This window comes from Nocardia cyriacigeorgica (assembly GCF_029868385.1).
GTDB classification, from domain to species: Bacteria; Actinomycetota; Actinomycetes; order Mycobacteriales; family Mycobacteriaceae; genus Nocardia; species Nocardia cyriacigeorgica_F.
The window spans coordinates 129,131-142,921 of the sequence record NZ_JARWNX010000060.1 but is presented as its reverse complement, the minus strand read 5'-3'; the positions used below and the strand labels follow the sequence as shown (position 1 = coordinate 142,921).

At 68.5% G+C, this 13,791-nt stretch carries 12 protein-coding genes; 10 read left to right on the top strand and 2 right to left on the bottom strand.

What is annotated here, in order from left to right; genetic code table 11:
• Window positions 1-16: 16 nt before the first annotated feature.
• Both QH168_RS21380 and QH168_RS21375 read right to left on the bottom strand, forming a co-directional pair.
• On the bottom strand, window positions 17-904 hold the full coding sequence (locus tag QH168_RS21380) for a ribokinase (protein WP_280236537.1): 888 nt from the start codon (window positions 902-904) through the stop codon (window positions 17-19).
• A gap of 141 nt (window positions 905-1,045) precedes the next feature.
• Window positions 1,046-1,717, bottom strand: a complete 672-nt coding sequence (locus QH168_RS21375; protein WP_280236536.1) for a pentapeptide repeat-containing protein — start codon at window positions 1,715-1,717, stop codon at window positions 1,046-1,048.
• A gap of 152 nt (window positions 1,718-1,869) precedes the next feature.
• On the opposite strand from QH168_RS21375, the gene QH168_RS21370 reads away from it, so the two are divergent.
• The 10 genes from QH168_RS21370 to QH168_RS21325 all read left to right on the top strand — a co-directional run bounded on the left by QH168_RS21370 (window position 1,870) and on the right by QH168_RS21325 (window position 13,608).
• Window positions 1,870-3,135 carry a glutamate-5-semialdehyde dehydrogenase gene (locus tag QH168_RS21370; protein ID WP_280236535.1) on the top strand — a complete coding sequence of 422 codons (1,266 nt, stop codon included), beginning with the start codon at window positions 1,870-1,872 and terminating at the stop codon, window positions 3,133-3,135.
• Between the two features lie 60 nt (window positions 3,136-3,195).
• Entirely contained in the window at window positions 3,196-4,092 is an 897-nt protein-coding gene (locus QH168_RS21365; protein ID WP_280236534.1) for an AAA family ATPase, read from the top strand.
• A 4-nt stretch (window positions 4,093-4,096) separates the two neighbouring features.
• Complete coding sequence (locus tag QH168_RS21360) at window positions 4,097-5,521, top strand: vWA domain-containing protein (RefSeq protein WP_280236533.1); 1,425 nt, start codon at window positions 4,097-4,099, stop codon at window positions 5,519-5,521.
• Between the two features lie 51 nt (window positions 5,522-5,572).
• Entirely contained in the window at window positions 5,573-7,402 is a 1,830-nt protein-coding gene (locus tag QH168_RS21355) for an HSP90 family protein (protein WP_280236532.1), read from the top strand.
• Between the two features lies 1 nt (window position 7,403).
• On the top strand, window positions 7,404-9,428 hold the full coding sequence (locus QH168_RS21350) for a hypothetical protein (protein ID WP_280236531.1): 2,025 nt from the start codon (window positions 7,404-7,406) through the stop codon (window positions 9,426-9,428).
• A gap of 51 nt (window positions 9,429-9,479) precedes the next feature.
• Complete coding sequence (gene nadD / locus QH168_RS21345; RefSeq protein ID WP_280236530.1) at window positions 9,480-10,121, top strand: nicotinate-nucleotide adenylyltransferase; 642 nt, start codon at window positions 9,480-9,482, stop codon at window positions 10,119-10,121.
• 28 nt (window positions 10,122-10,149) lie between these two features.
• A complete protein-coding gene (rsfS, locus tag QH168_RS21340) occupies window positions 10,150-10,554 on the top strand; it encodes a ribosome silencing factor (RefSeq protein WP_280236529.1) in 405 nt (134 codons plus the stop codon).
• On the top strand, window positions 10,551-11,213 hold the full coding sequence (locus QH168_RS21335) for a histidine phosphatase family protein (protein WP_280236528.1): 663 nt from the start codon (window positions 10,551-10,553) through the stop codon (window positions 11,211-11,213). Before rsfS ends, QH168_RS21335 begins: the two co-directional genes overlap by 4 nt.
• Window positions 11,214-12,069: 856 nt before the next feature.
• Window positions 12,070-12,765: a diglucosylglycerate octanoyltransferase gene (gene octT / locus QH168_RS27610; RefSeq protein ID WP_348537604.1), complete on the top strand. Its 696-nt coding sequence runs from the start codon at window positions 12,070-12,072 to the stop codon at window positions 12,763-12,765.
• Window positions 12,766-12,768: 3 nt separating this feature from the next.
• Window positions 12,769-13,608: a DegV family protein gene (locus tag QH168_RS21325; RefSeq protein ID WP_280236526.1), complete on the top strand. Its 840-nt coding sequence runs from the start codon at window positions 12,769-12,771 to the stop codon at window positions 13,606-13,608.
• Window positions 13,609-13,791 lie beyond the last annotated feature (183 nt).

Genomic DNA, 13,791 nt, shown 5'->3' with positions numbered 1-13,791 from the left:
ACGCTGCCGACGGTATTCACACTGCGGAGTCGGTGTCGCCGAGTGCGGCATCGATCTCGGCGCGGTGCGGAATCGAAACGCTCGCACCCAATCGGGTGGTGGCCAGTGCACCCGCCGTGCAGGCGAAGCGCAGTGCCTCGGCAGGGCCGCGATTCCAGGCGACGGCGAGGGCCCCGGTGAACGTATCGCCCGCGCCGGTCGTGTCCACCACATCCACCGTCGCACCTGGTACGGCGAGTTCCGCGCCGTCGGGACCGCGATAGCGAGCACCGTCCGCACCGAGCGTCACCACCAGATGCGGAACCGGGTCGAGCGCGGACCCGAGGTCGGTGAATTCGCCGGAGTTGACCACCGCGACGTCGACATCGGCGCACAACTCGGACGGCAATGAGCGGGCGGGCGAGGGGTTGAGCACGACAGTGGTGCCGTTCGCCCTCGCATGCCGTGCTGCGGCTGCCACCGTCGGTATCGGAATCTCCAACTGGCACAGCAGGATATCGGCGGCGTCGAGCACCGCGAGATCGTCATCGTCGAGTTCGGTCAGCGTGGCATTGGCCCCGCCCACCACGATGATGCTGTTCTCACCGCCCGCGTCCACCACGATCGCGGCGATTCCGCTCGGCCCGTCGACCGTGCGCAACCGGGCGGTCCCCACACCGGATTCCCGCAACACCGCCCGCAGTCCGTCGGCGAACACATCGTCACCGACCGCCCCGATGAACTCCACCCGCCCACCGGCCCGTCCGGCCGCGACCGCCTGATTCGCGCCTTTACCGCCCGGCACCATGGCGAATCCGCTGCCGAGCACCGTCTCACCGGGGTGCGGCCGCCGCTCGGTGGTGGTGACCAGATCCATGTTGATGCTGCCGAGCACCGCGATCACGGGCCCACGTCCGTCGGTCATACCGGCACGGTAGCCGCAGGCGGGTAGCGCGCGCCGCCTACGCGACGGAAATCGCTGAGTTGGGATCGACGCCCGCGATCACCGAGCACGGAGACGAGCTGATGGAGGTGAGCGAGCGGGTCGCCCGTCGCACCAGCTGATTTACCAGCGCACCGTGATCCCGGCTTCGCGGGCCAGGCTTGCGGCGAGGCCGAGGAGGTCGCCGCCGTCGACGGTCGCGCCGCGTAGGTGGGTCACGCCGTTGATATCGGCGAGGGTGCAATCGCTGAATCGGAGATTGTGTCTGGCGCCGGTCCCGGTGAAGCGGGCGCCGGTCAGATTGCAGCGTTCGAAGACGACGTTGCGGAAGTCGACGCCCTCGAAATCGGCCTGCCGCAGATCGCAGTCGCGGAAGACCACGGTGCGCAGCTTGGAGTACCGGAACGAAGTGAGGTCGGCGCGGGTGCCCTCGAGCAGGACATCACGCCAGTTACCCGCGGTCCACGACATCCCCGTCAGCCTGCTGGTGCTGATCACACATTCGGCCATCGAACATTCGTCGGCCTCGAGGTTGGCCAGATCGCAGACCGACAGCTCGGAGTCGTACAGGGTGACCCCGCGCATGACCCCACCCAGTCGGCAGCTGTCGAATCGGCAACCCTCGAGGCCGAGCGCGTGGGTCTGCGGGCGGGTCAGATCGGCATCGGAGTAGACGACGTCGTCGATGGTGGTGTCGTCGTCGAAATCGTCGCCCGGTGATTGCGCGACTCGCCGCTCACGCGGTTTCGGCGCACTCGGCACGACCGGGGCGCTGCTGTTACGAGGGACTGCCACCGTGTCTCCGCTCCTGTGTCGTGAACTACGCACCGCATCCGGCAACGTAGCCGATGGCACCGACAGCCATCGCCGTGACCGGCGCGGACCAGCGACCTCTGCGGCCGCGGCACGATGATTCGGTGTCGGAGCGGCTGCGTAGTCTGTAACCCATGACGGTAGGACAGACAGCCGGGATCGATATCCGTGCGGCCGTGCACGAGGCCGCGCGTAAGGCTCGGGTGGCCTCGCGTGCGCTCGCCCAGTTGACGACCGCCGAGAAGAACGAGGCGCTGCACGCCGCCGCCGATGCGTTGCTCGCCGCCGCGGACCGGGTGCTGGCCGCCAATGCCGAGGACATCGCGACCGCGCAGGCGGCGGGCACCGAGGAATCGCTGCTCGACCGTTTGCGGCTGACGAAGGCGCGTATCGATGGCATCGCCTCCGGGCTGCGTCAGGTCGCGGGGCTGCCGGACCCGGTGGGTGTGGTGGTGCGTGGGTCCACGCTGCCGAACGGGCTGGAGATCCGTCAGGTGCGGGTGCCGCTCGGTGTGGTCGGCATGGTGTACGAGGCGCGGCCGAACGTTACCGTCGACGCTTTCGGGCTGGCGTTGAAATCGGGTAACGCCGCCCTGCTGCGTGGCTCGTCCTCGGCGGCCCGATCGAATGCCGCCCTGGTCGAAGTGCTGCGTGAATCGCTTGTCGAGCAGGGTATTCCCGCCGATTCCGTCCAGCTGCTGCCGAGCGAGGACCGCTCCAGCGTCACGCATCTGATCCAGGCGCGCGGCCTGGTCGATGTGGTCATCCCGCGTGGTGGCGCGGGTCTGATCAATGCCGTGGTGCGCGATGCGCAGGTGCCGACCATCGAGACCGGCACCGGCAACTGCCATGTCTACGTGCACGCGGGCGCCGATCTGGAGATGGCCGAGCAGATCCTGATCAACGCCAAGACCCGCAGGCCGAGCGTCTGCAATGCGGCCGAGACGGTACTCATCGATGCCACCATCGCCGAGACCGCCGTCCCGCGGCTCACCAAGGCGCTCGAGGACAGCGGCGTCACCATCCACGGTGATCTGCCCGGTCAGGTGCCCGCCACCGACGCCGACTGGGGTGAGGAGTACCTGACCCTCGATATCGCGTTGAAGGTCGTCGACGGTCTGGACGCCGCGATCGAGCACATCAACACCTGGGGTACCGGCCACACCGAGGCCATCGTCACCGCCGAGCTGGCCGCCGCGCGCGAATTCACCAGCCGGGTCGATGCCGCCGCGGTCATGGTGAACGCCTCCACTGCCTTCACCGACGGTGAGCAGTTCGGGTTCGGCGCCGAGATCGGCATCTCCACCCAGAAGCTGCACGCGCGCGGCCCGATGGCGCTTCCCGAACTCACCTCCACCAAGTGGATCGTCTGGGGCGAGGGGCAGGTCCGTCCGGTCTGAACCGTGACGCGGATCCGCCGTCCCGTAGCGTGGGGCTGGTAGTCGCAGGAAAGGGACGCGGTGGTGGAGCGCTCGAAGTCGGATCAGGTCGCGGTTCAGGAGCCGATCTTCGCGTCGGTGGACGAGGTGATCGATCGGCTCGCCGAGACCGGTTATCTCGCCGACAAGGCCACCGCCACGTCGGTGTTCCTGGCCGATCGGCTGGGTAAACCATTGCTGATCGAGGGCCCGGCCGGTGTCGGCAAGACCGAGTTGTCGCGTGCGGTCGCGCAGACCGCGGGCGCCGAGCTGGTGCGGTTGCAGTGCTACGAGGGCGTCGACGAGGCTCGTGCGCTATACGAGTGGAATCACGCCAAGCAGATCCTGCGGATTCAGGCCTCCAGCGAGAACGACTGGGAAGAGACCAAGGCTGATGTCTTCACCGAGGAGTTCCTGCTGGCGCGGCCGCTGCTGACCGCGATCCGCCGAACCGAGCCGACGGTGCTGCTCATCGATGAGACCGATAAGGCCGATGTCGAGATCGAAGGGCTGCTGCTCGAGGTGCTCAGCGATTTCGCGGTGACCGTGCCGGAACTGGGCACCATCACCGCCGAGCACAAGCCGTTCGTGGTGCTCACCTCCAATGCGACGCGGGAATTGTCCGAAGCGCTCAAGCGCCGCTGCCTCTACCTGCATCTGGATTTCCCCGACGCCGAGCTGGAGCGTCGCATCCTGGCCAGCCGGGTGCCGGAGCTGCCGGAGGCCGTCGCGGCGCAGCTGGTGCGGATCGTGCACGTGCTGCGCGGTATGCCGTTGAAGAAGCTGCCGTCGGTGGCGGAGTCCATCGACTGGGGCCGCACCCTGCTCGCGCTCGGTATGCAGGATCTCGACGACACCACGGTGCGCGCCACCCTCGGCGTGGTGCTCAAACATCGCAGCGACCACGAGCGTGCGCTGGCCGAGCTGAAACTGGCCTGAGCCGATGTCCGCGCGTTCGGTGTCCGCGCAGTCGCCGAGTTTCCAGGCGCCGCACGGTATCGCGGGTCATCTCGTCGGATTCGTCGAGGCATTGCGGGAGCGCGGTGTTCCGGTCGGTCCCTCGGAAACGGTGGACGCGGGCCGGGTCCTGACAGTGCTCGACCTGATGGACCGCGAGGCGGTGCGGGAGGGCCTTGCCTGCGCGCTGCTGCGCCGCACCACCCACCGCGCCACCTACGACGGTCTGTTCGACCTGTGGTTTCCGGTCGCGATCGGCGCCCGCACCGATACGGTCGACGATGTCGAGATCCCGCGGACGCCCTCGGGGGAGGTCGATATCGAGGCGCTGCGTGAGTTGCTGTCCGAGTTGCTGACCGAGGAGGGTTCGGCCGCGCAGCTGGAGTCGCTGGCCGGGCAGATGGTCGAGGAATTGGGCCAGTATCAGTCCGCGCGCGGTCCGTCGTTCTCCACCTATCAGGCGCTCAAAGAGGTGCAGCCGCAGACCCTGCTGGCGAAGATCCTGGCCGGATTGGCGCGCCCCGACGCGAGTGCGTTCGCTACCGAGGTCGCGCGCCGCGCCGCCCGTCAGCGCATCGATGGCTTCCGCGCCACCGTCGACGCCGAGACCCGCAGGCGCGTCGCCGAGCGGATCGGCCGGGAGCGCGTCGCCAGCTACGGCGTCGCCCGCCAGGCCGAAGAGGTCGATTTCCTGCGCGCCTCGGAGTCGGAATTGGCCGAGCTGCGCCGCAGTACACAGCGGCTGGCCCGGATCCTGGCCTCGCGGTTGGCGGTGCGGCGCAGGCATTCCCGGCGTGGTGAGATCGATCTGCGGCGCACCCTGCGCACATCCATGTCCACCGGTGGGGTGCCGATCGACCTGGTCAGCCGCAAGCCACGGCCGGGCCGACCGGAGTTGGTGCTGCTGTGCGATGTCTCCGGTTCGGTCGCCGGATTCAGCAATTTCACCTTGCTGTTGGTGAGTGCGTTGCGTGAGCAGTTCTCCCGGGTGCGGATCTTCGCCTTCGTCGATCAAACCGATGAGGTGACCCGGTTCTTCGATGCGCGAACGCAGTTGGACGAGGCGATGAAGCGGGTGTTCACCGAGGCCGATGTCGCCGGGTTCGACGGGCATTCCGATTACGGCAGCGCGCTGTCCGGGTTCGCCGCGAAGTGGCCCGATGCCGTCACCAGCCGCAGCTCGCTGCTGATCCTCGGTGATGCGCGCACCAACTATCGCGACCCCGATCTGGACACATTGCGCGGTCTGGTCGAGGTTGCCAAGCACGCGCACTGGCTGAACCCGGAGCCGGAAACCCAATGGGGATCGGGTGATTCGGCGGCCGATAAGTATCAGCAGGTGATCGAGATGCACGAATGCCGGTCGGCGGCGCAGCTGACCGCTGTGGTATCGCGGCTGCTTCCGGTGTGACGATCAGCGCTTGTTAAGCGAATCTTATGGTGTTGCCGCGACAATGCCCGAATGGTCAACACAGCTCCAACGGACAACAACTATTCGTTCCAGGTCGATCTACGCGGCATCGTGGATCTGCTGTCGCACCACCTGTACTCGAGTCCGCGGGTCTACATCCGGGAGCTGTTGCAGAACGCCGTCGACGCCGTCACCGCCCGCGCGAAACTCGAACCCACCGCACCCACCGCGATCCGCCTGACCCTCGACGGCAGCGGCCTGCGCATCACCGATCCCGGTATCGGTCTCACCGAAACCGATGTGCACCGTTTCCTCGCCACGATCGGCCGTTCCTCCAAACGCGATGACATCGAGGGTGCGCGGCGGGAGTTCCTCGGCCAGTTCGGGATCGGTTTGCTCGCTTGTTTCACCGTTGCGGAGACGATCCGCGTCGTCACAAGGTCGGCCGCCGACCCTGAAGCGGTCCCGGTGGAGTGGAACGCCGCCGCCGACGGCACCTATGTGCTGCGCGCGCTCGATCCGCAGGAATATCCCGAACCGGGCACCACCGTCGAGCTGACGCCGCGACCGGGCGCGCAGTCCTGGTTCACCGCCGAACGAGTGCTCGAACTGGTCGCCGACTACGGTTCGCTGCTGCCGTACGAGGTGACCGTCGACGCCGACGGGGCGGTGGTCCGGGTGACCGATCCGCCGCCGGTCTGGCGGCGTCGATTCGATTCACCCGCCCTGCGCCGGGCCGCCCTGTTCGACTACGGCGAACGGGTCCTCGGTTTCCAGCCGTTGGATGTGATCGACCTCGATGCCGAAGCGGCCGGGGTGAGTGGTGTCGCCTATGTGCTGTCGCAGCCGGGCAATCCGGCCGAATCCAGTGCGCACCGCGTCTATCTGAAGGGGATGCTGCTCGGCGACGCCGTGCGCGGGGTGCTGCCGGACTGGGCATTCTTCGTGCGCTGCGTCATCGATACCGACTCGCTGCGGCCGACCGCGTCGCGGGAGGGGCTCTACGAGGACGAACGGCTGGCCATCGTGCGCGATGCGCTCGGTGAGCGCGTGCGTGACTGGCTCACCGAGATCGCCGCCGAGCAGCCCGAACGGCTGGCCGCGTTCCTGTCGGTGCATGCCCTCGGGGTCAAGGCCATGGCCAGGCATTCGACCGAACTGTTTCAGATCATGTTGCCGCATCTGCTGTTCGAGACCACCGAAGGCCGGATACCGCTCACCGAGTTCGTCCGCAAACATCCGGTGGTGCGGGTCAGTGCGTCGGTGGAGGAGTTCCGGCAGGTCGCGCAGACGGCGTCGGCGCAGGGCATCGGCATCGTCAACGGCGGCTACACCTATGACGCCGAACTGGTCGCGCTGCTCCCGCAGATCGTGGCGGGGGTGGAAGTGGTCGAACTCGACGGCGCCGCGGTGACTGCCGCGCTGGATCCGGTGGACCCGGCCGAGGAGCTGGCGTTGGCGCCGGTCCTTGCTGCCGCGCGCACCACCCTCGACCCCCTGGCCTGCGATGTGCTGCTGCGTGCCTTCCACCCGGTATCGGTGCCCGCGCTCTACCTCGACAGCCGCGGCGCAAGGAACGAACGCGCCAGGGCCGATACCGCCGCCGACGCCGACGACCTGTGGTCAGACATCCTCGGCGCGCTCGAATCCGCGACACCACGCGCACAGCTGGTGCTCAACTATCACAGCCCGGTGGTGCGCAGGCTGGCCCGCATCGGCGATCCGGCGTTCTTGAAGACCGCGGTGGAATCGCTGTACGGACAGGCATTGCTGATGACCCACCGGCCACTGCGGCCCGCTGACACCGCGCTGCTCAACCGCGCGTTCGGCGAGTTCCTCAGCTGGGCGACCGAGCGCGCCGTCGATGGCGGGGAGAACTGAGATGGAACACGCCGAGATCGAGACCGAACTGCGCCGCTGCCGCTCGCTGCCGCATGGGCGGACCCGTACCCAGCGCCTGGAGACGGTGGCGGCGGCCGCGCGTAGCGGGGCCGACCGCGCGCTCGAGGGCAGTGTGCTGCTCGAGCTGGCCCGCTCGTATATGTATGCCGGTGAACGTGATCTGTCGCCGGTCGCCTACGGCAGGCTACTGGGGATCTACGATGCGCATCCGGCCGAGCTGGGTCATCTGACCCACTCGGTGCATTGGCAGCTGAAATGGATGACCTCGGACCTGATCTGGAATCCGGCGGTCGGGCTGCCGACGGTGCATCGCTGGCTCGACGAGCTGGAGAACCGGTATCGGCAGCGTGGGTACAGTGCGCGTCCGGCGCTGAGCCTGCGCGCCGATATGGCCAGCGCGCTCGGTGACCACGCGGCGGCGATCGGTTTCCGGGATGCCGCGCTCGCCGCCGAACGCGACAGCATGGCCGACTGCGATGCCTGTGAACGCAACAGCTGGGGCGTCATCAGCGAGGCCGCCGGTGACGATGAGGCGGCGCTCGAGCATTGGCAGCCGGTGCTCGACGGTGACCGCACCTGCGCGGAGGAGCCGCATCGGGTGCTGGCCAAGGCGCTGCTGCCGATGCTGCGTACCGGACGCACCGCAGCGGCACGCAGTGCGCATCTGACCGGATATCCGCTGGTCCGGCACAATATCGAGCTGCGTGCGTCGGTGGGCAAACACATCGAGTTCTGCGCGCTCACCGGCAATGAGGCTCGTGGGCTCGAAATCCTCGCCGAGCACAGCGGCTGGATCACCGAGCAGGCCGCCGATACCGCGAACCGCCTCTCGTTCATCACCGGAGCGAGCGTGCTGCTGCGCCGATTGACGGCGTTGGACATGGGGGAGCTGCCGCTCGGTGCGGGAACGGTGGCCTCGGTGCTGGCCGAGTTCGAACCCGAGATCGAGCAGCTGACGCGGCGCTACGACAGCAGGAACGGCACCGATGAGTTCAGCCGTCGCGCCACCGCCCGGCTGACCAGGCAGCCGCTGCTCGAGCTGCTGCCCCTCGGCTTGCGTGGGCGCCTGCCCGCCGATGCACCGCTCCCGACGGTTGCGGTGAGCGCGGCCACCGCGTCCCCGCTGCCCGCGTCGACGGGTGACACCGGACCCGCCGCGGAGGCAGTCGATCGCTCGACCGAAGCGAGGCGGCTGATCGAAGCGGCCACCGCGCGGCTGCATACCGACGCGGCGGCCGCCGAAACCCAGCTGCGGCGGGCGCTGGCGGTCGGTGCCGGTGCGCTGCCACGTGAGGATCTGGCCCGGTTGAACTCGCTGCTGGTCTCGGCGCTGGCCGGGCAGCCGGGACGCGAGATCGACCTGGCCGATGCCGCGCTCTACGCCGCCGCCCGCTGGTCGGGGTTGTCGGACGCCGACGCGGCGCATCACAGCTGCGTGGCGGCCCGCGCCTTCCATCGCGCGGGCCAGCACGGTCCGGCCGCCGCCCTGTTCGAGCAGGTCGTCAGCGACCCCGACCTGGGATATCCGGCCTCGGAGCTGGCCGTCATCGGTGCGCAGTACGGGGCCTCGCTGTCGGCGCTGCGCCGGTACGACGATGCCGCGCACCAGTACGTCTCGGCCGCGATGGTGATCGAGAAGGTCGCCGGACACGACGAACTCCGGGCCGAACTGGCCGGATCGGCGGCGCAGGCGCTCGCACGGTCCGGCCGCACCGACGAGGCACGGGCGGCCTATCTGCGTGCGGCCGATCTGTGGGGTGGGCTCGGCGAGATCGGCACCCGCGCCGATTGCCTGCGGCGGCTCGCGTGGATGCAGACCTGGGACGAGGACGCCGACTCCGCGACACCGACCTGGCTGGCCACCATGGAGGCCCTGATCGCGGAGCTGGCCGCTGCGACCGAGGCGCAGACTGCGACCGACCTCGCCGCCGAGCTGGCGCTCACCCGATCCCAGCTGGCCGATATGCGTGGTGAGTTCCAGATCGAGGAGCCGGAGGACGCCTAGTCGCCCGCACGGCCACGGTGGCGGCTCGCACACCCGTTAAGCTCGGCACTCATGCACACGACAGGCCGGCCCCGACGCAAGCTCGGGGTGATGGGCGGAACGTTCGACCCCATCCACCACGGTCACCTGGTCGCCGCCAGCGAGGTCGCCAATCGGTTCGACCTCGACGAAGTCGTCTTCGTGCCCACCGGACAGCCGTGGCAGAAGGCGGACAAGCAGGTCAGCCCGGCCGAGGACCGCTATCTGATGACCGTCATCGCGACGGCGTCCAATCCGCGGTTCTCGGTCAGCCGGGCCGATATCGACCGCGGCGGGGTCACCTACACCGTGGAGACCCTGCGTGACCTGCGATCCCAGCACCCCGATGCGGAGCTGTACTTCATCACCGGAGCGGACGCGCTGGCCAATATCCTGACGTGGCAGGATTGGGCGGAACTGTTCGACCTGGCGAGGTTCGTCGGGGTGAGCCGTCCGGGCTACGAGCTGCACACCGATCATCTCGAGGAACATCTGCGTGATCTTCCGACCGATGCGGTGACCATGATCGAGATCCCGGCCCTGGCCATCTCGTCGAGCGAATGCCGTCGCCGCGCCGCTGAGAATCGGCCGGTCTGGTACCTCGTCCCCGACGGCGTCGTGCAGTACATATCGAAGCGGCACCTGTATGTGCCCGCAGGAGCGGAAGGTAGCTGAGCGTGAGCGAGCGCAGCGAGGTGCGAGCATGACGGCCTCTGTCGAAGCGGTGGAGATGGCGCAGGTCGCCGCACGGGCGGCCGATGAGAAGCTGGCTTCCGATGTGGTGGTGCTCGATGTGTCCGAGCAGTTGGTGATCACCGACTGCTTCGTGATCGCGTCCGCGCCGAACGAGCGTCAGGTGAACGCGATCGTCGACAATGTCGAGGAGAAGCTGCGCGCCGCCGGGCACAAGCCGGTGCGGCGCGAAGGCACCCGTGAGGGCCGTTGGGCACTGCTGGACTACGTCGACGTCGTGGTGCACATCCAGCACAACGACGAGCGCAACTTCTATGCGCTGGAACGCTTGTGGAAGGACTGCCCGGTGGTTCCGGTCGACGGCATCGCCGCACCGACGGCCGCCGAAGCGGCGACTTCCGAGGACGGCGAGTGACCTCGAAGTACCGGCATGTGCGCAAGCTGATCCTGCTGCGCCACGGGCAGACCGAATGGAATGCCATCGATCGGATGCAGGGCCAGATCGACACCGACCTCACCGAACTCGGCCGCCGCCAGGCCAAGGAGGCGGCACGAGAGCTGGTGACCCACAATGCGATCGCCATCGTGTCCTCCGACCTCAAGCGCGCCTATGAGACGGCGGTGGCGCTGGCCGATCACACCGGTATCGAGGTGGTCCGCGACCCACGGCTGCGCGAGACCAACCTTGGCGACTGGGAAGGTCTCGACCATGTGGAGGTCGACGCGGGATATCCCGGTGCCAGGGTGGCGTGGCGGCTCGACGCGAGCTTCACCCCGCCCAATGGCGAGAGCAAACTCGAGGTCGGCGCGCGAGCGCTGCCGGTGGTGCGAGAACTGTTCGCCGAGCGGCAGGATTGGCCCGGCGGGACTATCATCCTGGTGGCGCACGGCGGGCTGATCGCCGCCCTCACGGCCGCGCTGCTCGACCTGCCGCCACGGAGCTGGCCCGCCCTCGGTGGCCTGGCCAACACCAGCTGGGTGCAGTTGAGCAGCCACGGTCCGAGCATCGACCAGCCCGGCTGGCGCCTCGATGTGTGGAACGCAGCGGCGAAGGTAGCTCCCGATGTCCTCTGAAGAGCCCCTCCGGCAAGTGCCGGATGAATTGTTCCGGAAGATTTCCGCCAAACCGGAACGTGCCCTCCCGGATGCCCTGTTCGGGCCGCCGCCGACCCCGCCACCGGCCGCGCCGGAGACGGTCCACGCCGCCGCAGGCACCGACGCCGTGCCGGAGCCACCCACCGAGCCTCCGGATGCGGGCGACCAGAGCGTGAATTCTGGAGCGGAGCAGGCTGAATCGGATGCGATCGCGGCCGCGGTCGAGGGTTCGGCAGAATCGTCCGAGATGTCGGGCGGGGATGCGCCCGTCGCGGACGGATCGTCGGAGGATGCGCTCGCCGATGACGAATTGGTCGTTGATGCTGCTGGCTCCGGTACAGGTTCGTTGGTTGTCGACGGTACGGATGGAACCGAATCCACGCCCGGCGATGGAGTGAGCCCTGTTGCCACGCAGCTCGGCTCGGGTGCGCAGGCAGCCGAATCCACCGATGCCGAGACCTCGGTCGAGACGGGTGCGTCCTCGACCGTGGGCCGGTCTGAATCCGCTACCGAGGGGATCCGCACCGAACCAACGGCCGCCTCCTCCGGCGTCGCTGCCGACCATTCGGCCGACGCCGAGGTCTCGGCCGGTGTCGAGACCGTCGCTGGTGCCGCGACCGCCACTACCGTCGAATCCGCGCCTGTTGGTGCGTCCACCGATTCGGTTGCGCGGTCGGGTGAGGCCGCCGAATCGAGCGAATCCGTATCGGTGGACGCCGTTGCCGCGCAGAACGAGTCCATCGTTGATGATGCGCCCGCTACGCCCTCGAAGGGCGCGCTCACGGTAGATGCCGCAGAGCACGCCGTCGACGCATCGCAGGAGAACCCGCGCCCGGTGCTGCTGGTGATCGCGGACTCGCTCGCCTACTTCGGGCCCGAGGGTGGTCTGCCCGCCGACCATCCGCGTATCTGGCCGAACCTGGTGGGCGCCGAACTGGATTGGGATGTCGAGCTGGTCGCGCGGATCGGCTGGACCTGCCGCGACGGGTATTGGGCCCTGATCGGTGATCCGCGGGTATGGGCGGCGGTGCCGCGAGCCGGGGCCGTGGTGTTCGCCGTCGGCGGGATGGACAGTCTGCCCTCGCCACTGCCGACGGCGCTGCGTGAACTGATCCGCTACGTGCGCCCGCCCGCCGTGCGGCGTGGCGTTCGGTCGACCTACCAGTGGTTGCAGCCGAAGCTGTCGAAACTCGGTCGGCGCGTGGCACTTCCGCCGAAAGTCAGCGTGAACTATCTGGAGCAATCCAGGGAGGCGTTGGCGCAGCTGCGTCCCGACCTTCCCGTGGTGGCGGTGCTGCCCTCGGTGCACAACTGCGAGGCATACGGGCGGGTCCATCGCGGCCGCGACCGCGCGGTGCGTGCGCTGCGGGCCTGGTCGGACCGGACCTCGGTGCCGCTGGTCGACCTCGGAGAAGCGGTCCGCGACAACGTCTTCTCCGATGCCGCCAACCCCGACGGCATCCACTGGGGCTGGGACGGGCACACCGCCGTGGCGAACGCGATGGTGAAGACCTTGCAGGAGGTTCGGTAGTCCGTGGCCGTCGTGGTCGTCACCGATTCGTCTGCGAGCCTGCCCGCCGACCTCGTCGGTGAACTGGGCATAGGCGTTGTGCCGCTGCATGTCCTGATCGGTGACCGAGCCGTCCGCGAGGGTATCGACGAACTCGATATCGATTACGGCGCCGACACCGTGACCACCTCGGCGCCATCGCCGGGTGAGCTGCGGGCCGCCTACGAATCCGCGCTGGCGCGCAGCGAGGGCGACGGCGTGGTCGCGGTGCATCTGTCGCGCCAGCTGTCGGGTACCTGGGAAGCGGGCAGACAGGCCGTACGCGATATGGACGCATCCGACCGCGTGCGGCTCGTCGATTCGTTGGGCGCCGGATTGGCCACGGGTCTGCCGGTATTGGCGGCGGCCCGGCGCGCCTGCACCGGCGCCGGGCTCGATGTGGTCTACGACGCTGCCGTCGCGGCGGCGGCGCGGGCCAGGACCTTCATCCTGGTGAACCGGACCGAACAGCTGCGCCGGGGCGGGCGGCTCAGTTCGGCGGCGTCGTTCTTCGGTAGCGAACTGGTCACCAAGCCGTTGTTGCAGATCGTCGGTGGCAAGCTCGAACTGCGCGAGAAGGTGCGCACCCGCTCCAAGGCCTACGCGAAGCTGATCGCCGCCGCGGTGGATGCGGCGGGCGAGGACGGTGCGGCGGTGGCGGTGCAACATCTGGGCGCACCGGACGCCGCCGATACCCTGGCGGCGCAATTGCGGGAACTGGTGCCCGGTGTCGATGAGGTCATCACCGCCGAATTCGGACCGGCGCTGGCCGTTCACCTCGGTGTCGGAGCGGTGGGTGTGCTCGTTCTGCCCGGTGGGTGCTGACATGGGCGAATCCTCGCATCCGGTGAACGAGCGGAGGGCCGCGTCCGGCCGCTGAACCGGCGTGTCCGAGCGAGTTGTACACAGGCTCGCAGTTATCCACAGGTTTCTCGAAATCCCTGGTCGTCACCGGCTGCCCGTCGACAGCTGGTCCTAGCGTTGCCGCCATGTCACGACACGAGGAAC